The sequence below is a fragment of the Pseudoxanthomonas sp. JC1303 genome (assembly GCF_058448525.1).
Map to the genome: position 1 here is coordinate 3,600,575 of NZ_CP185958.1, position 18,911 is coordinate 3,619,485.

Annotated in this window: 17 protein-coding genes; 9 read left to right on the forward strand and 8 right to left on the reverse strand. The window is 67.9% G+C overall.

Annotated elements, in window-relative coordinates; translation table 11 throughout:
• The first annotated feature begins 37 nt into the window (after positions 1-37).
• A complete protein-coding gene (locus ACORQU_RS16185) occupies positions 38-568 on the forward strand; it encodes an adenine phosphoribosyltransferase (RefSeq protein ID WP_271646154.1) in 531 nt (176 codons plus the stop codon).
• A 48-nt stretch (positions 569-616) separates the two neighbouring features.
• Here ACORQU_RS16185 and dbpA read toward each other — a convergent pair whose 3' ends face one another.
• The 4 genes from dbpA to ACORQU_RS16205 form a co-directional block, all read right to left on the reverse strand.
• Entirely contained in the window at positions 617-1,993 is a 1,377-nt protein-coding gene (gene dbpA / locus ACORQU_RS16190; protein ID WP_491642096.1) for an ATP-dependent RNA helicase DbpA, read from the reverse strand.
• Between the two features lie 73 nt (positions 1,994-2,066).
• Complete coding sequence (locus ACORQU_RS16195; RefSeq protein WP_491642097.1) at positions 2,067-2,498, reverse strand: barstar family protein; 432 nt, start codon at positions 2,496-2,498, stop codon at positions 2,067-2,069.
• Positions 2,495-2,860: a guanyl-specific ribonuclease gene (locus ACORQU_RS16200; protein WP_491645155.1), complete on the reverse strand. Its 366-nt coding sequence runs from the start codon at positions 2,858-2,860 to the stop codon at positions 2,495-2,497. The genes ACORQU_RS16195 and ACORQU_RS16200 overlap by 4 nt, the downstream gene beginning before the upstream one ends.
• A 425-nt stretch (positions 2,861-3,285) precedes the next feature.
• Entirely contained in the window at positions 3,286-5,058 is a 1,773-nt protein-coding gene (locus tag ACORQU_RS16205; RefSeq protein ID WP_491642098.1) for a M14 family metallopeptidase, read from the reverse strand.
• A 169-nt stretch (positions 5,059-5,227) separates the two neighbouring features.
• Here ACORQU_RS16205 and ACORQU_RS16210 point away from each other — a divergent pair, with 169 nt between their 5' ends.
• From ACORQU_RS16210 to ACORQU_RS16225, 4 genes are all read left to right on the forward strand, one after another.
• Positions 5,228-6,805 carry a POT-type proton-dependent oligopeptide transporter gene (locus ACORQU_RS16210; protein ID WP_491642099.1) on the forward strand — a complete coding sequence of 526 codons (1,578 nt, stop codon included), beginning with the start codon at positions 5,228-5,230 and terminating at the stop codon, positions 6,803-6,805.
• Positions 6,806-6,841: 36 nt separating this feature from the next.
• Positions 6,842-7,444: a rhomboid family intramembrane serine protease gene (locus tag ACORQU_RS16215; RefSeq protein WP_491642101.1), complete on the forward strand. Its 603-nt coding sequence runs from the start codon at positions 6,842-6,844 to the stop codon at positions 7,442-7,444.
• Between the two features lie 90 nt (positions 7,445-7,534).
• A complete protein-coding gene (gene gpmA / locus ACORQU_RS16220) occupies positions 7,535-8,284 on the forward strand; it encodes a 2,3-diphosphoglycerate-dependent phosphoglycerate mutase (RefSeq protein ID WP_271646147.1) in 750 nt (249 codons plus the stop codon).
• Positions 8,285-8,422: 138 nt separating this feature from the next.
• Complete coding sequence (locus tag ACORQU_RS16225) at positions 8,423-9,118, forward strand: hypothetical protein (protein ID WP_491642102.1); 696 nt, start codon at positions 8,423-8,425, stop codon at positions 9,116-9,118.
• 85 nt (positions 9,119-9,203) lie between these two features.
• Here the strand turns inward: ACORQU_RS16225 and ACORQU_RS16230 are convergent, their stop codons facing one another.
• On the reverse strand, positions 9,204-9,455 hold the full coding sequence (locus ACORQU_RS16230; RefSeq protein WP_491642103.1) for a hypothetical protein: 252 nt from the start codon (positions 9,453-9,455) through the stop codon (positions 9,204-9,206).
• 211 nt (positions 9,456-9,666) lie between these two features.
• On the opposite strand from ACORQU_RS16230, the gene ACORQU_RS16235 reads away from it, so the two are divergent.
• Together ACORQU_RS16235 and cfa are read left to right on the forward strand one after the other, a co-directional pair.
• Entirely contained in the window at positions 9,667-10,527 is an 861-nt protein-coding gene (locus ACORQU_RS16235; protein ID WP_491642104.1) for a DUF3298 and DUF4163 domain-containing protein, read from the forward strand.
• Entirely contained in the window at positions 10,524-11,678 is a 1,155-nt protein-coding gene (gene cfa, locus ACORQU_RS16240; RefSeq protein ID WP_491642105.1) for a cyclopropane fatty acyl phospholipid synthase, read from the forward strand. The genes ACORQU_RS16235 and cfa overlap by 4 nt, the downstream gene beginning before the upstream one ends.
• A gap of 18 nt (positions 11,679-11,696) precedes the next feature.
• Here the strand turns inward: cfa and ACORQU_RS16245 are convergent, their stop codons facing one another.
• The gene (locus ACORQU_RS16245; RefSeq protein WP_491642106.1) at positions 11,697-12,035 is read right to left on the reverse strand and encodes a DUF3175 domain-containing protein; all 339 of its coding nucleotides are present in this window, start codon (positions 12,033-12,035) and stop codon (positions 11,697-11,699) included.
• A 253-nt stretch (positions 12,036-12,288) separates the two neighbouring features.
• On the opposite strand from ACORQU_RS16245, the gene ACORQU_RS16250 reads away from it, so the two are divergent.
• Positions 12,289-16,737, forward strand: coding sequence for a DEAD/DEAH box helicase (locus ACORQU_RS16250; RefSeq protein WP_491642108.1), 4,449 nt, complete (start codon positions 12,289-12,291; stop codon positions 16,735-16,737).
• Here ACORQU_RS16250 and ACORQU_RS16255 read toward each other — a convergent pair.
• On the reverse strand, positions 16,728-17,294 hold the full coding sequence (locus ACORQU_RS16255) for a DUF6438 domain-containing protein (protein ID WP_491642109.1): 567 nt from the start codon (positions 17,292-17,294) through the stop codon (positions 16,728-16,730). The genes ACORQU_RS16250 and ACORQU_RS16255 overlap by 10 nt on opposite strands.
• Position 17,295: 1 nt before the next feature.
• Entirely contained in the window at positions 17,296-17,619 is a 324-nt protein-coding gene (locus ACORQU_RS16260; protein ID WP_491642110.1) for a putative signal transducing protein, read from the reverse strand.
• A 534-nt stretch (positions 17,620-18,153) separates the two neighbouring features.
• On the opposite strand from ACORQU_RS16260, the gene ACORQU_RS16265 reads away from it, so the two are divergent.
• Positions 18,154-18,600, forward strand: a complete 447-nt coding sequence (locus ACORQU_RS16265) for a PA2169 family four-helix-bundle protein (protein WP_491642111.1) — start codon at positions 18,154-18,156, stop codon at positions 18,598-18,600.
• Positions 18,601-18,911 lie beyond the last annotated feature (311 nt).

Here is an 18,911-nt window from a genome sequence, read left to right on the forward strand (position 1 = left end):
GTAGCATCGGGGGCCATCCTTCACTGCGAGAGCCTCGATGTCCGGCGATACCGAATGGGCAACCCTGATCCGCGACGTGCCTGATTTTCCCAAGCCGGGGATCCTGTTCAAGGACATCACCCCGGTGCTGGCCGACGCGGCCGCCTTCGCCGCGGCGACCAGTGCGCTGGCCGCGCCCTGGCGCGAGGCCGGCGTGCAGGCGGTGCTGGGGATCGAGTCGCGCGGCTTCATCCTGGGCGCAGCGCTGGCACGCGCCCTCAAGTGCGGCTTCGTCCCGGTGCGCAAGCCGGGCAAGCTGCCAGGCGACGTGCTGACGGTCGAGTACGGCCTGGAGTACGGCAGCGACAGCCTGCAACTGCACGCCGATGCGCTGCCGCCGGGGGCCAAGGTGTTGCTGGTCGACGATGTGCTGGCGTCCGGCGGGACCCTGCACGCGGCGCTCTCGCTGGCGCGCCAGCAGGGCTGCGACGTGTTGGGGGCGGCGGTGTTGATCGAACTGCAGTCCCTGGGCGGCCGCGGTCGCTGGCAGGCCGACCTGCCGCTGACCGCGACGCTCCGCTACGCGTGAGCGGCCGGGGTCGCGCGTCCCGCGCTCAGGCGTGGTGGCGCGCGACCCTCAGAGCGCCCGCACGCGGAAGCTGCGGCCCTTGATCTTGCCGGCCAACAGCCGCGCGACAGCCTTGCTGGCGTGTTCGTCCCGGACCGAGACGTAGCTGCGCACAGGACCGATCGTGATCCTGCCGATCGCCGTGCCCGGCAGGCCCGCATCGCCGGTGAGGGCCCCGAGGATGTCGCCCGGTCGCAGCTTGTCCTTCTTGCCGCCATCCACGCGCAGTGACACGAAGGGCGCGCTGGGCGGCTGCTTGGGCCGGCCGGTCGCCAGGGGCGTTTTCATCCAGTCCAGCGGCGCACCTGACAGGTCTTCCAGCGCGCGCGCGCGCGGAAGCTCGCGTGGCGTGACCAGGCTGAAGGCCAGGCCGCTGCGGCCGGCGCGCGCGGTGCGGCCGATGCGGTGGGTGTAGGTGTCGGTGTCGGTCGGCAATTCATAGTTGAACACCGCCGCCACGTCCTCCACGTCCAGGCCGCGCGCGGCCACGTCGCTGGCCACCAGCACGTTGCAGCTGCCGCCGGCGAAACGCACCAGCACTTCCTCGCGGTCGCGCTGCTCCATATCGCCGTGCAGGGCCAGCGCGGAGAAGCCGAAACCCTGTAGCGAATTGGCCACTTCATCCACGTCCTTGCGGGTGTTGCAGAACACCACCGCCGGTTCCACGCGCTGCTGCAGCAGCAGGCCCGCCAGCGCTTTCTGGCGCATGGCCGGTTCCACTTCGCAGAAGCGCTGAAAGATCGCCGGCGCCACGGTCGTGGTGGCGTCGGACGCCACTTCCACGGGGTCCTTCAGGCTGTCCTGGGCGATGGCGCGGATGGCGTCGGGCCAGGTCGCCGAAAACAGCAGGCTCTGGCGCGCGGCGGGCGTGCGCCCGACGATTTCGCGGATCTGATCCTCGAACCCCATGTCGAGCATGCGGTCGCCTTCGTCCAGGACCAGGACGCGGACCCCGTTGAGATGCAGCGCCTTCTTGCGCATCAGCTCCTGCACGCGGCCTGGCGTGCCGACCACCACGTGCGGATCGTGCTCCAGGGAGGCCAGCTGGGGTTCGAGCGCCATGCCGCCGCACAGCAGGGTGACCTTGAGGTTGGGCAGGCCCACGGCCAGGCGGCGCACCGCGCGGGCGACCTGATCGGCCAGCTCGCGGGTCGGGCACAGCACCAGGGCCTGGGTCTTGACCAGCCCGGTGTCCACGCGGCTGAGCAGCCCCAGCGCGAACGCGGCGGTCTTGCCGCTACCGGTCGGGGCCTGAGCGATGACGTCGCGTCCCTCGAGGATGGCGGGCAGGGCGCGGGCCTGGATGTCGGTGGGGCGGGCGTAGCCGGCGGCGTCGAGACCGCGGCGCAGCGCGTCGGTCAGCGGAAGTGTCGAAAAGTCGTCCATCCGCCATGATCGCAGCATCGGCACGCGCTGCGAAGCGCGGGCGCACGCGCCGGCACCGCACGGCGGTGCGGCGCTAGTCCTCCAGCTCGGCGATGTCCTTGTCGCGCAGGGCCAGGAATGCCCAGAACGGCACGCCCTGCGCGTGCCAATGCGCCTGGGCTTGGTCCAGGATGGCGATCAGTGTGTCGAATTCGGGCTCGTTGTGGGCGTGCAGCTCACCGGCCCCCTCCATCAGCAGCACGTAGCCGGACGCCTCTAGCCAGGACAGGTCGCGCAGGCTGTCCAGCAGTCCGTCCCAGTTGCGTCCGGCCGACACGGGGAAATCCAGGGCCACCGCGATGCGCAGCAGCAGCGTGCGTTTGTCGCGCACCCCCATCAGGTCGATCCGGCGCGAGAGCAGCCTTGCGTCGAAGGCGTAGTAGGCCAGCACGTCCAGGTCGTTGCCACCGACGAAGAACACGCCGGCCTGGTCGGGATCGTGCATGGCGGGAGGCTCCTGGCTCATGGCCGCTCCACCTGGAACGACCGAAAGCTGGCGTAGTGATCGGCCGTATACCAGTAGCTGGAAGGGGGCGTGCCTCCGGTGACGATGCGCCGCGTCCCTCGGTTGGACAGCCCGGGCGTTTCCACCGTGTACTCGTGGTACCACCCCCGCGGTTGGCGTGGCAGGTGTCCTTCGAAGTTGCCGAACACCGCGCCGTCCTGCGGATGGGGGAAGGGGCCACCGCGGGCGATCAGGCGCAGCGTGGTCCTGGCCTCGGGCGGCAGAAAGCCTGGAAGGGCCTGGCGCTGCCCCGTGGCCGGTTCCCGCGGGACCGTGGACGCCGGCTGCGTCGGGTCGAGCGGACGGCTGCCCAGGAATGCCATGGCCAGGACCAGGCCGGCAACCAGCACCATCCATTCCCCGGTGCTGCGCGGCCGACGGCTTCGCGCTTCCCGACGCGACATGCGCTACCCCTGTTCAGGTTGAGTCGGAAGTGTCGGCGCCCTACACGCCGATGTAAACGGGCAAGCAGGCCAACATCGGTCACCGTTTGTCTGGAATGTGACGTCGCGTCACCCGCGTCAAGGTGTCGACGCGGCCGACGCGCGTGGCGACCAGCGATCGGGCAGGCCGACGTCGACCTGCTCAAGTGCCGTGCGGGCATCGCCTTCCCATCGGCCCCGCTTCAACGGTGCGGCGTCCGGATACCGCGTGTCTCAGGCCGAAGGCCGGTATCGGTCGCCTTCAATGCGGTGGACCAGCGGCGTGACGTGTAACGGCGCGTGGTGCGCCCCCTCACAGGGCGTGATCAGTGCGGTGCGGTGTCAATGCGCAGAACCGGATAGAGCCCGTAGCGGGTGTCCCATGAAGGATGCCGGCGGGCGAAGAACTCCAGCCGCGCGCGCGGACTGGCGGCGAAGGCCGGGTCGTCCTTCAGGCGCTGCTCGAACTGCGCCTTGACCTCGGGATCCTGGAGCATCTGCCGCGCGACCTCCTCGGCGACATAGCCCTCCATGTATTCCTTGCGCTCGAAGGCGCCATTGAAATAGCCCCACTGCAGCAGCGAGTCCGGCCCGGCCGGATCCAGCAGCGCCACCACCAGGCGCGCACGCGGCTGGCCAATGGGAATGTAGAGGCTGCCGGCGGGCAGTTGCGCGGGCTCGGCGCCCCAGGCGCCGGCGAGCTTCAGGCGCTGGTGGCCTTCGGTGGAGGACTTGTCGAAGGCGATGTCGGTGGCCCGGTAAGCCTGTACGGACAGGTCCTCGTTCGCTTCCAGGCGCTGGTACGTCAGGCCGTGGGCACGCAGGCGCGGCTCGACCACCGGCGCCCAGGCGACCGGCACCAGATAGCCTGCGCGCGGCGCGGTGGTGGTGACCGACGGCACCATCTGGTCGCGCAGCGGGATGTGCCAGACAGTCGGCCTGGTCTCGTCGTAGTGGGTCATCAGCCCGCCGGACACGTCCGAGGGCGTGCGGGTGTAGGCGTAGCCCAAAAAGTCGATCGTCCTGGCGGTGTCGCTGGCCTGCCAGTCCAGGATCTGCGGCTGACCGCCGAGCTGCGTCGCGGCCTGGTCGGCGGCCGCGGCGTCCTTGGACCAGTCACGGCCGTGCGCGGCGGCCTGTTGCAGCAAGGCCACGATCGCGTTGCCGGTGATCGCCACGCGCTGCGGGTAGCGCAGCCAGGAGTGGGTTTCCACCAGGATGCCGAAGCGATTGCGCAGCTGGAAATACCCGTGCGAAAAGCGCGGTGGATAGATCTCGTCGGTAAAACCGGCGGCCGGGTTGTCGTGCTCGGCCAGCGAGGGATAGAAGGGCAGGGCGTGCGAGCCCTGTCGGTCCAGCTCGGCGATCATCGCCGCGCGCAGGGCCTGTCCGTCGCGCTGCAGGGTGGCATCGCCCTCATGCGAGGGCTCGACCTGGACCGAGACGTCGTGGCGGAACTTGGCCCCGTCGGTGACGTGCAGATCCAGCGCCATCAGCGGGTCCCACTGATTCACCAGAGCCAGCATCGCCTGCATTTCCGGGGCTTCGGCCTTGGTGTAGTCGCGGTTGAGGTTGAGGTTCTGCGCGGTGGTGCGCCAGCCCATCTCCTCTGGGCCGCGCTGGTTGGGGCGGTTCCACGCGGCGAAGCGCTCGTGCCCATCGACGTTGAACACCGGGACGAACACCCACACCACCTTGTCCAGCGTGCCCTTGGCGCGCCGGCCTTCCAGCAGCTGCCTGGCGACTAGGAAGCCGGCGTCCTTGCCATCGATCTCGCCGGCATGGATGCCGCCCTGGACCAGCACCACTGGCAGGTCTCGCGCCCGGGCCGATGCCGGGTCCAGCGCGCCGCTGGTGGAGATGACCATGGCGTGCATCGGCCGGCCCTCCGGTGTGGTGCCGAAGTCGAAGCAGCGCACCGCCTTGGGCCAGCGGGTGGCGAAGGCCTGGCACAGCGGTCCGACCTCGGCATAGCGTCCGGTCTTCTGGAAGCCGGAGGACTCGGCGACGGTGGTCAAGGCATCGTCATCGGCGGCGTGCGCCGCGAAGGCCATGGTCGGGAGGAGCAAGCAGGCGAGCAGGGCGGATGGCAGGCGCATCGGGGCGGGGAACCGTTTTCAAGGCAGCCAGCATCATGCCAGCTGAACGGCGCCTCGCCACCTGCCACCGCCAGGCGCGCCCCGGCGCCGGGATGACCTGACAGGGTGGTCAGCCAAGTCGTGTGACCCGCTGGGTAAGCTGGCTCGCTTCGCCGCCATCGGTTCCACGATGACCCAGACCCCGTCGCCTGCGGCGCGCCTGCCGCGCCAGATCCCTTACATCATCGGCAACGAGGGTTGCGAGCGCTTCAGCTTCTATGGGATGCGCAACATCCTGACCTCGTTCCTGGTCGGCACCCTGCTGTTGTACGCGCCGGAAGCCGAGCGGGCGACGATGGCCAAGGACGTGTTCCACAGCTTCGTCATCGGCGTGTATTTCTTTCCGCTGCTGGGTGGCTGGCTGGCCGACCGCTATTTCGGCAAGTACCACACCGTGCTGTGGTTCTCGCTGATCTACTGCGCCGGCCACGCGTGCCTGGCGATCTTCGAGCACAACCGCCAGGGCTTCTATACCGGGCTGTTCCTGATCGCGCTGGGGTCGGGCGGGATCAAGCCGCTGGTGGTGTCCTTTGTCGGTGACCAGTTCGACCAGCGCAACAAGCACCTGGCGCGCACGGTCTTCGACGCGTTCTACTGGATCATCAATTTCGGCTCGTTCTTCGCCTCGCTGCTGATGCCGATCTTCCTGCGCAGCTACGGTCCGGCGGTGGCCTTCGGCATTCCCGGCGTGCTGATGCTGATCGCCACCGTCGTGTTTTGGGCCGGACGCAGGCAGTACGTGAACGTCCCACCCACGCCGGCCGATCCACATGCCTTCCTCAAGGTGGTGCGCAGCGCGCTGCTGGGACGGGCGGACGGTCAGGGCCGCGCCGGCCTGGCTGTCGCGGTGACCGGGGCGATTCTGGCGGTGGCTGCCCTGGCCGCCACGCCGGTGCTGGGCTTCGTGGCGGCGGCCTGCCTGGCGCTGGGACTGGTGATCGCCTTCGGCGGGGCAGGGGCCTCGCTGCAGCTCGACCGCGCCCGGGCGCACCACCCGGATGCGGCGGTCGATGGCGTGCGGGCCGTGCTGCGTATCCTGATCGTGTTCGCCCTGACCACGCCGTTCTTCTCCCTGTTCGACCAGAAGGCCTCGACCTGGGTCCTGCAGGGCCAGGACATGGTGATCCCGCACCAGCTGGCCTGGTGGCCGAGCTGGCTGGTGCGCGATGCGGCGCAGATGCAGGCGCTCAACCCGTTGCTGGTGATGTTGCTGATCCCGTTCAACAACCTGGTCGCCTACCCGCTGCTGCGGCGCCTGGGGTTCGAGCCCACGCCGCTGCGGCGGATGGGCGCGGGCATCGCGCTGGCCGGGGTCTCCTGGGTGTTCGCCGGCGTGCTGCAGTTGGCGATGGATGGCGGGGCGCAGGTCTCGCTGGCCTGGCAGATCGGCCCGTACGCGCTGTTGACCCTGGGCGAGGTGCTGGTCTCGGCCACAGCGCTGGAGTTCGCCTACAGCCAGGCACCTGCGGCGATGAAGGGCGTGATCATGGCGTTCTGGTACCTGGCCACGACCTTCGGCAGCCTGTGGGTGCTGTTGACCAATGCTGCGGTCCGCAACGACGCGCTCACCGCGCGGATCGCCGATACCGGCCTGAGCGAGGCGGCTTTCCTGATGTTCTTCTTCGCCGGATTCGCCTTCTTGGCTGGCCTGGCCTTCGCCTGGTACGCACGACGCTACCCGATGCAGGACAATTACCGGACCGCCTGACCGGCGGGTCCTGTCTCCTCATCCCCGCAGGTTTCGATGTTCACCCTGATCTTCATCGCCGTCACCGCCGTGGTGTCGCTGCTCGCCCTCAACAACCGCCGCATCGCCGATCGCCTGATCCTGTGGCCGCCGGCCATCGACAAAAAACACCAGTACGACCGCCTGATCACGCATGGCTTCATCCATGCCGACTTCATGCACCTGTTCTTCAACATGTTCACCCTGTTCTTCTTCGGGCGGCAGATCGAGGGCTTCATGACCCAGGAGACGGCGTGGTGGGTGTTCCCGCTGTTCTATCTCTCCGCCTTGGTCGTGGCGATCCTGCCGACCTACCTCAAGCACCAGAAGGACCCCAACTACCTGGGGCTGGGCGCTTCCGGCGCGGTGTCGGCGGTGTTATTCGCCTTCATCCTGCTGGCGCCGTGGTCGCGCATCCTGGTCTTCGTGATTCCGATGCCGGCGATCCTGTTCGCCGTGCTCTACGTGATCTACAGCATCTGGATGGACCGGCGCGGCGGCGATCGGGTCAACCACAGTGCGCATCTGGCCGGCGCGGCCTACGGCGTGATGTTCATGCTGATCATGCGCCCGGAGGTCTTTTCGCACTTCCTGGGTGAATTGAGCCGGCCGCACTTCTAGCCCGGGCCCGCGTGCGGCCGCTCCACCGGGCGTGGAAGTGGCCTGCCGTACAATCGACAGCCCTTTTCGCCCCCTCCCGGAGAATCCTCAGTGAGCCGCAAACTTGTCCTGCTGCGCCATGGCCAGAGCGAATGGAACCTGGCCAACCGCTTCACCGGCTGGGTCGATGTCGACCTCAGCGAACAGGGCCGCAGCGAGGCCGTCGCCGCCGGCAAGCTGATGCAGGAGGAGGGGCTGAAGTTCGACGTGGCCTACACCTCGGTGCTCAAGCGTGCCATCCACACCCTGCAGCGAGCGCTCAAGCAGATGGACCAGGACTGGCTGCCGGTCCACAAGAGCTGGCGTCTCAACGAGCGCCACTACGGCGGCCTGCAGGGCCTGGACAAGGCCGAGACCGCGGCCAAGCACGGCGAGGACCAGGTCAAGATCTGGCGCCGGTCCTACGACATCCCGCCGCCGCCGATGGACCTGGCCGATCCGGGGCATCCAGCGCACGACCGTCGCTACGCCACGCTGGATCGCAACGCGCTGCCGGCCACCGAGTCGCTGGCGACCACCCTCGATCGCGTGCTGCCGTACTGGCACGACGCCATCGCCCCGTCGCTGAAGGCCGGCCAGACCGTGCTGGTCACCGCCCACGGCAACTCGCTGCGTGCGCTGTACAAGTACCTCAACGGGGTGAGCAAGGAGGAGATCCTGGAGCTCAACATCCCCACCGGTATCCCGCTGCTGTTCGAACTGGACGACGAACTGCAGGTGCAGTCCTATCGCTACCTGGGCGATCCGGAAGCGGCCAAGCGCGCGGCCGAAGCCGTCGCCAACCAGGGCAAGGCCAAGTAGCGATTCGTTGATGCGTGGTGCAGGCACGTCCTGCGCCACGCCGCTGGCGGGCTGAATGCCCGCCTTGGCGGCTCACCACTTCTGAATGTTTTGCGTGCTATCCCGATGCGCGTGTGACCACTTCAGGAGTTCTGCACGATGGCAACACGCGTCCGCAAGACCGTCGCCAAGAAGGCGGCCAAGAAGTCGACCAAGCCCGCAGCCAAGAAGGTCGCCACCAAGAAGGCAGCGAAGAAGGCAGTCAAAAAGGCTGCCAAGAAAGCCGTCGCCAAGAAGGCGATCCGGACACCCGCCGCGAAGAAGGCAACCAAGAAGACGACGGCCCGCAAAGCGGTCGCCAAGAAGCCGGCCAAGCGTGCCGCTGCGAAGAAGGCTGTCAAGAAGGTCGCAAGGAAAGCCGCACCGAAGAAGGTCGCCAAGGGCGCGGTCAAGAAGACGAGTTCCAGGCCGGCAGTGGCGAAGAAGGTCCCTGCAAAAAAGGCGCCTGCGAAGCAGGCCGTCAAGCGCGCCGCGCCCACGCCGACCCAGGCGAGCGCCAAGAAGCTACCGGCGCGCAGGCGGCCCAGCGCCCCGAAGAAGATCAGCCCCGAGCAGGCCTTGGCCAAGACGCGCGAACTGCTCGCCGCCAAGCAGGAACACGACCGCCAGCCGCAACCGTGGCAGATGCTCGACGACACCGTCGGACACAGCGCCGAGACCGGTTTCGTTCCGCACGAGGAGGCGGCGGCCAAGGCCAACGAACTGCATTTGGCGGAAAGCCGGACCAAGGCGGTGCAGGGCAGTGCGTCTGTCCAGGATCGACGCAACCAGGGCAAGCGCGACAACCGCGGTTGAGGCGGTGACCGCTGCGCAAAAAAAACGGGCGACCCCCGTCGCCCGTCCGTAGCAATAGTGAAACGATGTTGCTGTGCGGTGGCGGTCAGGAACCGTTGAACGCATTCTTGCTCTGGTCAAACTTGGTGCTTTCCTCTACGCCGTATGACGAGAGCAGGCGCTCGTAAACGGCGTTGTTGAGGCGCTCGAATTCCCAGTCATGGGCATGACCGGTCACCGCGAGCTGGTACAACCCTTCGAGCAACGTGAAGTCGCTCGGCACTCCCACCCCCTGGGATCCGTCTTCACCCTGATCCATCGCACTTCCCCCCGCCCAGTGATCGTTGGGGAGGATCAAGCATCAACCATGCCAACCTCGGGACGCGTGGCTCTGGCGTCTTCGATCCGGCTGCCCCGGCGGTTTGTGCCGAAAAGTGACGCGGCAGGTCAGCCGCCGTGTATTGCACGGTCATCACCAGGCCGGCGCTAGCCTCGGCGCTGTGCGCCCTGGCCGGTGGGATGGAGCGTTCGCCCGCCGGACCTACACTGCGACCGACACCCTGCCTAGGATGATGCACGTGGGATCCGTAAAAGCCGTTCTTGCTCCGCTGACCCTGACCGCGTTCCTTGCTGCCTGCAGCCCCGGCCAGCCCGACGATGCCGGCGAGGCCAAGCGCCCGCAGGGCTCGGAGACACCCGCTGCGCCTGCGGCCCCGCCGCCGGCCACGACCGAGCCTGCCGCCGGTGGCCCGCTGGCCGATGTGGCCGAGTCCGATCCGCGCTATGTGATCGGGATCAGCTTCCCGCGCCAGGCCAACGCCTACCCGGGCATGGTCAAGGTGCTTGGCGATTACGCCCGGTCCGCACGTGCCGAGCTGATGCAGGCGGTCAACGGCCTGGATGGACAGAAACCGTCGGCCCCTTACGAGTTGTCGCTGTCATTCGACGTGGTGGCCGATACGCCCGAGATCTTCGCCGTGGCCGCCGATGGCGGACGCTACACCGGGGGCGCCCATGGCGAGCCGCTGGTGGCGCGTTTCACCTGGCTACCCAAGCGGCAGGCGTTGCTGACCACCCAGGAGATGCTGCCCACGCCGGCGGGACTGCAGGCGGCCAGCCAATACGTGCGCGAGCAACTGCACACCAGTGCCTCGCTGCGTGTCGATGATGACACCGTGCCGCCGGACCAGCGCATGCAACTGCTGGATTCGGAGAACCAGATGATCGACGCAGGGACCGCGCCGGAGGTTTCCAACTTCAGCCTGTTCCAGCCGGTGATGAACGCCGACGGGAAAATCGCCGCCGTCCGCTTCGTGTTCCCGCCCTACCAGGTGGGCTCGTACGCCGACGGTACGCAGACCGTGGATGTGCCCGCCCCGGTCCTGCGTCCCTACCTGGCACCGGAGTATGCAGATCTCTTCCTCAAATGAGCCACTTCCAAGCCCCCGCCCATCCCCAGTCCTCCACCGCCCCCCGCTTCGAATCCCGCATTGCGCGCCTGCTGGCCAAGGCCGACGTCCGTCTCAACGGCGAACGGCCCTGGGATCTGCAGGTGCACGACCCCGGGATGTACGGACGGGTCCTGGCACAGGGCTCGCTGGGCCTGGGCGAGAGCTACATGGACGGGGCATGGGACGCGCGCTCACTCGATGGGTTCCTCACCCGGGTGCTGGAAGCACGCCTGGACGAGCAGGTGCACGGCCTGGGCGAAATCTGGGACGCGCTGCGGGCGCGCCTGTTCAATGCCCAGAGCCTGCGGGGTAGTCGCAAGGTCGGCGAGCGGCATTACGACCTGGGCAACGACCTTTACCAGGCCATGCTCGGCAAGCGACTGGTCTACAGCTGTGGGTATTGGCGCCAGGCCGACACCCTGGACGACGCGCAGGAGGCCAAGCTCGACCTGGTCTGCCGCAAGCTGGGGCTGCGGCCGGGCATGCGCGTGCTGGACATCGGCTGCGGCTGGGGCGAGGCGCTGAAGTTCGCCGCCGAGCGTTATGGCGTGAGCGGAGTGGGCGTGACCATCTCCCGCGAGCAGGCCGAGTACGCGCGCAAACTGTGCGCCGGACTGCCGGTGGAGATCGTGCTGCAGGATTATCGCCAGGTGCGTGGACCGTTCGATGCGGTGCTGTCCATCGGCATGTACGAGCACGTTGGGGTCAAGAACTACCGCACCTATTTCGAGGTCGCCCGTCGCGTGCTCAAGAACGATGGCCTGTTCCTGCTGCACAGCATTGGGACAAACACCTCGCGCAATCGCACTGATCCGTGGATCGCCCGATACATCTTCCCCAACTCCATGCTGCCTTCACCCGAGCAGACCACGCGTGCGCTGGAAGGGCTGTTCGTGATCGAGGACTGGCACAACTTCGGAACCGATTACGACCGCACGCTGCAGGCCTGGCGCGCCAACATCGAGGCGGCATGGGGCCGTCTGTCCGCGCGCTACGACGAGCGCTTCCGGCGCATGTGGCGCTTTTATCTGGCCGGATCGATGGCCACCTTCCGCACGCGTCGCTCGCAGCTGTGGCAGTTGGTGCTCGCGCCGTACGGCGTGCGCGGGGGATATGTGGCGCCGCGCTGAAGGCGGCGCCACTGAACCTCAGGCGGTGGCCGCCTTGCGCGGCTTGCCGTAGAGCGCCCTCAGCTCGTCCTTGGCCTGCTCCAGGATCTCGATGCGATGCTGAGGCAGGTTCTTGCCGGCGCGGTTGATGTAGAAGACCAGCATCGACATGGCCGAGCGGAACGGTGGCGCCTTGCGTCGGGTGCTGGCGTCGGCCGAGTGCTTGAGCGAGCGGGCGATCTCCTTGGGGTCGTCCTGCTCGAAGACGCCGGATTTGAGATCCATCGCATCACTGGTCTCCGAGACGTGCTGCGACCAGCGGTGGCTGTCGTGGGAGGGGGAAGTGTCTTCGTCGTGTCCCTGCTTGAGTGCCATCATCCTGTTTGATCCTCGTTCGCGCTCAGTTGGGTAAAGTGCCGGCGCGCGGCAGGTATGACGCTATCGGTCACGCTGTAAAGCAATTGCAAACCCGGTGTTCGCAATTCCTTTGGCATTCAGGTGCTTTTGTGGGAGCCATCCCAGTTTGTTGCCGGCATGCGGTCACGCGTGATCTCGCGCCGCACGTTGACCCGCTGCCTGCGCGACCCCATCTTCAATGGATCGCTGGTGCGCATGCGCTGTGAGCGTCTTCATGCACGACCCTTTGACTTCCTTCCACCCGGCCACCGCGCGTTGGTTCGCAGGTGCATTCGCAGGGCCGACCCCGGCCCAGGCGGCCGCGTGGCCGGCCATCCAGGCGGCGCGGCACACGCTGGTGGCCGCACCGACCGGTTCGGGCAAGACGCTCACCGCGTTTTTGGCAGCGCTGGACGCCCTGGTGGCCGAGGGCGTGGCCGCCGACGGCGTCCTGCCCGATGAAACCCGGGTGCTCTACGTTTCGCCGCTCAAGGCCTTGTCCAACGATATCCACCTGAACCTGGAAGCGCCGCTGGCCGGCATCCGAACGCAACTGCGCGCCATGGATCTGCCGGACGTGGCGATCCGCACGGCCGTGCGCACCGGCGATACGCCCCAGCGCGAGCGCGCCGCCGCGCGCAAGCTGCCGCCGCACGTGCTGGTCACCACGCCCGAGTCGCTGTACGTGCTGCTGGGCAGCGAATCCGGGCGTGCCTCGCTGTGCCATGTGCGCACGGTCATCGTCGACGAGATTCATGCGGTAGCCGCCAGCAAGCGCGGCAGCCACCTGGCCCTGTCGCTGGAGCGTCTGGCGAACCTGTGCGAACAACCACCGGTGCGCGTGGGTCTGTCGGCCACGCAGAAGCCCATCGAGCAGGTCGCCCGCTTCCTGGTCGGCAGCCGCCACGTGGACGACGGCGTGCCGGACTGCGCCATCGTCGATATCGGTTACACCCGCCAGCGCGACCTGGCACTGGAGCTGCCGCCCACGCCGCTGTCGGCGGTGCTGTCCGGCGATCAGCTGCAGCAGATCCATGAACGCATCGCGCAGCTGGTGCGTGAACACCGCACCACGCTGGTGTTCGTCAACACCCGGCGCATGGCCGAACGCGTCACCCGGCATCTGGGCGAACTGCTGGGCAAGGAGGCGGTGGCCGCGCACCACGGCAGCCTGGCACGCGATGCGCGCCTGCTGGCCGAACAACGGCTCAAGGCTGGCCAGCTGCAAGTGCTGGTGGCCACCGCCTCGCTGGAGCTGGGCCTGGATATCGGCGAGGTCGACCTGGTCTGCCAGATCGGATCGCCGCGCTCGATCGCCACGTTCCTCCAGCGCGCCGGACGTTCCGGCCATGCGGTGGGCGGCACGCCCAAGGCGCGGCTGTTCCCGCAGTCGCGCGACGAGCTGGTCGAATGTGCCGCGCTGCTCGATGCCGTGCGGCGCGGCGAACTCGATGCGCTGCATCTGCTGGAGGCGCCGCGCGACGTGCTCGCCCAGCAGATCGTTGCCGAGACCGCCACCCAGGACTGGGACGAGGACGCCTTGTTCGAGCTGGTGCGCGGTGCCTGGCCGTATGCGCAGCTGGCGCGCGAGGACTTCGACGCGGTGGTGCGGATGCTCTCGGAAGGCTTTGCCACCCGCAACGGCCAGCGTGCCGGGTACGTGCACCGCGATGCGGTCAACGGGCGGTTGCGCCAGCGTCGCGGCGCGCGCATGACCGCGCTCACCAGTGGCGGCACCATCCCCGAGACCGGTGACTACAGCGTGCTGCTGGAGCCACAGGCGCAGACCATCGGCACAGTCAACGAGGACTTCGCGGTCGAGAGCCTGGCCGGTGATGTCTTTCAGCTGGGCAACATCAGCTACCGGATCCTGCGCGTGGAACCCGGACGCATCCGCGTGGAGGACGCGCGCGGCGCGGCGCCCAATATCCCGTTCTGGATCGGCGAGGCGCCCGGCCGGACCGATGAGCTGTCCCAGGCCGTTTCACGCCTGCGGGCCGAGGTCGCAGGCGCGGTGGAGCAGGGCGGCCGTGACGCGGCCCTGGCCCTGCTGCGCACGCAGCTCCAGCTCGATGCAGAAGCCGCGCGCCAGATCGCCGATTACCTGGCCAGCGCCGCCATCGCCCTGGGCACGCTGCCCACCCAGGACCAGCTGGTGATGGAGCGATTCTTCGACGGCTCCGGCGGTACCCAACTGGTCATTCACAGTCCCTACGGCAGCCGCCTCAACCGCGCCTGGGGCCTGGCCCTGCGCAAGCGCTTCTGCCGCACCTTCAACTTCGAGCTGCAGGCCGCCGCGACCGAGGACGCCATCGTCCTGTCGCTGTCCACCAGTCATAGCTTTCCGCTGGAGGAGGTTTGGCATTACCTCAAGTCGTCCAGCGCACTGGAGGTGCTGGTGCAGGCGCTGCTGGACGCGCCGCTGTTCGGCGTGCGCTGGCGCTGGAACGCCACCAACGCACTGGCCTTGCCGCGCTTCACCGGGGGCCGCAAGACCGCCCCGCAGCTGCAGCGGATGAAGTCCGAGGACCTGCTGGCCACGGTGTTCCCTGATCAGGTCGCCTGCCTGGAGAACATCGTCGGCGAGCGCGAGATTCCCGACCATCCGCTGGTCGCCCAGACCCTGGAGGACTGTCTGCACGAGGCCATGGACGCCGAGGGCTGGCTGGCCTTGCTGCGACGCATGGAGAGCGGCCAGGTGCGCCTGCTGGCGCGCGACCTGGCCGCGCCCTCGCCGTTGGCGGCCGAGGCGCTCAACGCCAAGCCCTACGCCTTCCTGGACGATGCGCCGCTGGAGGAGCGCCGCACCCAGGCCGTGCAGTCGCGCCGCTATGCCGATCCGGACCGCGCCGATGACCTGGGCCGGCTCGATCCGGAGGCCATCGCCGCCGTGCGTGCCGAGGCCTGGCCGCAGGTGCGCGATGCCGACGAACTGCACGAGGCCCTGACCGGCCTGGGCGTGCTCACGCCCGATGAAGTGCGGGACCACGTGGGGTGGGACGCCTGGCTGGCGCAACTGGCCCGCGCGGGCCGCGCCGCACGGCTGGAGGATGACGCCGGTGCGCCGGGGCTGTGGATCGGCGCCGAACGCCTGGCCCAGTTCGGCCCGCTGTATGCCAATGCGGTGCCGCAGCCACAGATCGTTGCCCCGCGTGGCTACGACGTGGACGACTGGCAGCCGGAGAACGCCCTGCGCGAACTGCTGCGCGCGCGCCTGTCCGGCTTCGGTCCGCTGCCGGCGGCGGTGATCGCCGCCGACCTGCAGTTGCCCCTGGCGCAGGTGCAAGCGGGCCTGCTGGCGCTGCAGACCGATGGCTTCGTCATCGCCGGTCGTTTCAGCCCGGCCGCGGCGCAGGACGAATGGTGCGAGCGGCATCTGCTGGCGCGCATCCATCGCTACACGCTGGGCCGGCTGCGGCGCGAGATCGAGCCGGTGGCCGTGCGCGACTACGCGCGCTTCCTGTTCCAGTGGCAGCATCTGGATGCCGAATCGCGCGTGGCCGGGCCCGAAGCCCTGGCCGGCATACTGGCGCAGCTGGAAGGCTACGAGGCCCAGGCCGCGGTGTGGGAGAGCGAGTTGCTGTCCGCACGCGTGCGCGACTACGCGCCTTCGTGGCTGGACGACCTGTGCAGCGCCGGGCGCACACTGTGGACGCGCCTGCGCCCGGCGCCGGGCGTTGCGTCGTCGTCTTCGACCGAGGTGTCCTCCCGGCGCAGGCGGGCTTCCAGTGCCACGCGCGTGAATGCTGCCGCCTCCGCGCCGAAGCCTGCTGGCGGTACCGGCCAGTCCCTGCGCGCCACGCCCATCCTGCTGCTGCCGCGACGCAGCGCTGCGCATTGGACGCGCTTGGCACCGCAGGTGGAAGGCGAGGGCGCGCTCGGCTCGCGCGCCCAGCGCGTGGCCGACTATCTGCAGACCAACGGAGCGTCGTTCTTCGACGAGATCGCCGACGGCGCGCGCCTGCTGTCCACCGAGCTGGAAGACGCGCTGTCCGAGCTGGTCGCACGCGGCCGCGCCCACTGCGACAGCTTCGGCGGCCTGCGCGCGCTGCTGGTGCCGGCGTCCAAGCGCCCGTCCGCGTTGTCACGCAAGCGTCGGCGCGTGCCGCTGTTCGGTATCCAGGACGCGGGGCGCTGGGCCTTGCTGCGGCCGCTCGCCGCGTTGGACGCCGACGATGCGCAAGCCCGCGCCGAGCAGGCCGAGGCGAGGCGTGCCTCGGTCGAACATATCGCCCGCATCCTGCTGCAACGCTATGGCGTGATCGCCTGGCGCCTGCTGGAGCGCGAGGCAGCGTGGCTGCCGCCCTGGCGCGAACTGGTCCGGGTCTACCAGCGCCTGGAAGCGCGCGGCGAGATCCGTGGCGGCCGATTCATCGAGGGCCTGTCCGGTGAGCAGTTCGCCTTGCCCGAGGCCATCGGCCTGCTGCGCGAGACCCGCCGCCGCCCCGGCGACGGGCGCCTGGTCTGCCTGTCGGCCAGCGACCCGGCCAACCTGCTGGGTACCGTGCTTCCCGGCGAACGCATCCCGCGCGTGCCCGGCAATCGGGTGGCGTATCGCGATGGCGTGCCGGTGGCTACGTGGGCCAGTGAGCGGTTTGAGTCACTGGTCGAACTCAACGCAGAAGAACGCGCTGCGGTAATGGCGCTGCTGACTGGTCGGGAAGCCGTCTTGCTTCAAAGCTGAGACGGAAGTGGCGCGGGTCTCGATCGAGGATCGGCATTGATCCACTCGGCGATGCCCGTTCGGCTTTCGATGACTTCGATGAGACGATGCAGCTGTCCCGGCTGCTTCCCGCCCCTGCAACCGAAGTAGTACAACACTGTCTTGCGAACGTCATGGCGTGTGATGGTGATCTCGGCGGCGGGCGCGTCTGTCCACACCTCCTTGCAACCTTCCTTTAGTGCCGTGTAACGATCGGAGAGGGAGAAGTAATCCATCTCATCGAGTGTCGCGAGAATGGCTTCAACGTCTGCCGCAGCAATGGTCTTTTGGCGTTCGCCAAGTGTGGGGACGGCGCTCAGCCCGGTGTAGCTCAGTTGCCCATCCATACCGAGCTTGAGCTTGTAGCTCGGGCATGTGCCCCAGAAGCATTCGCCGCGATAGAGCTCGACGGAGGAGACCGCGTCATACGCATCGTGATGTGCGCGGGCTGATGGGGTCGAGCACCCAGTGAGAGCGAGGAGCGTCGCCGCGAACAGGCGATACCAGCGTCGCAGGCCGTTAGGAGGGCAGGGATTCAAGTCAATTGCTCAATAGCCCGACGAGAACGGCGGTGAGCAGAGTGGTTGCACCAACCAAAAGCCAACCGGGCATTGGCTTTCTGCTTCGGGCAACCTCTGCGCTCGGCTGATCTGGGCCGGAAAAATCCCTCATTATTTCGATTGCGCGGTCCCAGTCCTCCTCGTGGAGCACATACAGCCGTCCTGAGCTGCCAATGGGGCCGGCGACGCTGGAAAGCGCGGTGGTTTCGGCATCGGAGATATAGGTCGCGATGTCTTCGCCTTCCAGCGCAATCCGGAGCGTGTGGATGAAGGCAAGGCTGCTGGATGAGCAGAGCAGTTTCATGCACCTTTCCCTGTGTCGATGCCAGACGATGGCGCAATCTACCGCAGTCAGCGGCCCGGGCGCCGCTCCTCCCGATGCGAGCGAGGGCATCGGGGTCCGTGGCGGCTGCAAACCTCCTGTGGCTTCAACAGGGGTCGTTTGCTCGATCTCCGGTTCTGATCCGGCAGCCGCTCTATCGAAGGCCTATCCGCGAAGCAGTTTGCCCCGCCGATGGCCATCAGCCAGCTGCGCGAAACTCGCCGCCGCCGGGGCGACAGGCGCCTGGTGTGCCCGTCGGCCAGCGACCAGGCCAACATGCAGGGCACCGTGCTGCCCGGCGAGCGCATCCCGCGCGTCGCGCAATCAGGCGGGGTATCGCGGCGGCTGCGGCGCTTATCGCGATCTGGGTGCATCCGCTCAACAAGCGGCCTGCAGGACATCGTTAATTTCCCGTCCTCTGAACACGCACCGATGAGTCACGCCTCGCTCATTCCAGACTCACGCCATTTTGCGCGAGCGCGGTGAATGATCGAGCTTCAATTCAGGAGCACCACGATGAACGTCGAAAAGAAAACCGCGCACCATGTCAACGACCTGATCGAGATCGCCCGCGACGGCAACGAGTTTTACAGCGACGCGGCGAAGAAGGTGAAGGACGCCGAGTTGTCCAGCCTGTTCGCGCGGATCGCCACCACCAAGGCGGAGATCGTGACCAGGCTCAGCACCGTCGTCGCGGCGACGGGCGAAAAGCCGGCAGAGCACGGGACCTTCGTGGGCTCGATGCAGGAGTTATACGGGAAGGTGCGTGCGGCGGTGGGCGATACCGAGTATGGCTATGTCGCCGAGCTCGAAGAGTCCGAGGACCGTCTGCTGAAGGCGTTCAAGGAAGCGGCCAACGACAGCGATATCGCGGTGGGCGCCAAGGAGGAAATCCTGGCCCTGCTGCCGAAGGTGCAGGAAACCCACGCGGTCATGCGTGACCGCAAGCACGCCATGAAGTAAGGGCGGCGCTTGCATGACACGAAAGGAGCCGGGTGACCGGCTCCTTTTTTGGTGACCCTTCCCCCGGGGCTGAACCGGATGGGAAGCCGCGCAACCCGCTCACCACGTAGAGCGGAGCTTGCTCCGCTGCTCTGCGACCAGGGAATGAGTAGCGTGCCAGCGGAGCAAGCTCCGCTGCGCTGCGATCAGTGTGTGGGTAAAGCCCGAGCGGAGCGAGCTCCGCTCTACACAGGTGCGGTGAGGCCTGTCCGCGTATATCCGGTGGGCCTGCGCTGTCCGTGATCGCGCCAGACCAGCTAGGGCCGCCAGGA

What these genes read in the sequence shown, in the direction of transcription:
- ACORQU_RS16185 (WP_271646154.1), top strand. Translation starts at nt 38, where the DNA reads ATGTCCGGCGATACCGAATGGGCAACCCTGATCCGCGACGTGCCTGAT.
- dbpA (WP_491642096.1), bottom strand. Translation starts at nt 1,993, where the DNA reads ATGGACGACTTTTCGACACTTCCGCTGACCGACGCGCTGCGCCGCGGT.
- ACORQU_RS16195 (WP_491642097.1), bottom strand. Translation starts at nt 2,498, where the DNA reads ATGAGCCAGGAGCCTCCCGCCATGCACGATCCCGACCAGGCCGGCGTG.
- ACORQU_RS16200 (WP_491645155.1), bottom strand. Translation starts at nt 2,860, where the DNA reads ATGGCATTCCTGGGCAGCCGTCCGCTCGACCCGACGCAGCCGGCGTCC.
- ACORQU_RS16205 (WP_491642098.1), bottom strand. Translation starts at nt 5,058, where the DNA reads ATGCGCCTGCCATCCGCCCTGCTCGCCTGCTTGCTCCTCCCGACCATG.
- ACORQU_RS16210 (WP_491642099.1), top strand. Translation starts at nt 5,228, where the DNA reads ATGACCCAGACCCCGTCGCCTGCGGCGCGCCTGCCGCGCCAGATCCCT.
- ACORQU_RS16215 (WP_491642101.1), top strand. Translation starts at nt 6,842, where the DNA reads ATGTTCACCCTGATCTTCATCGCCGTCACCGCCGTGGTGTCGCTGCTC.
- ACORQU_RS16225 (WP_491642102.1), top strand. Translation starts at nt 8,423, where the DNA reads ATGGCAACACGCGTCCGCAAGACCGTCGCCAAGAAGGCGGCCAAGAAG.
- ACORQU_RS16235 (WP_491642104.1), top strand. Translation starts at nt 9,667, where the DNA reads ATGATGCACGTGGGATCCGTAAAAGCCGTTCTTGCTCCGCTGACCCTG.
- cfa (WP_491642105.1), top strand. Translation starts at nt 10,524, where the DNA reads ATGAGCCACTTCCAAGCCCCCGCCCATCCCCAGTCCTCCACCGCCCCC.
- ACORQU_RS16245 (WP_491642106.1), bottom strand. Translation starts at nt 12,035, where the DNA reads ATGATGGCACTCAAGCAGGGACACGACGAAGACACTTCCCCCTCCCAC.
- ACORQU_RS16250 (WP_491642108.1), top strand. Translation starts at nt 12,289, where the DNA reads ATGCACGACCCTTTGACTTCCTTCCACCCGGCCACCGCGCGTTGGTTC.
- ACORQU_RS16260 (WP_491642110.1), bottom strand. Translation starts at nt 17,619, where the DNA reads ATGAAACTGCTCTGCTCATCCAGCAGCCTTGCCTTCATCCACACGCTC.
- ACORQU_RS16265 (WP_491642111.1), top strand. Translation starts at nt 18,154, where the DNA reads ATGAACGTCGAAAAGAAAACCGCGCACCATGTCAACGACCTGATCGAG.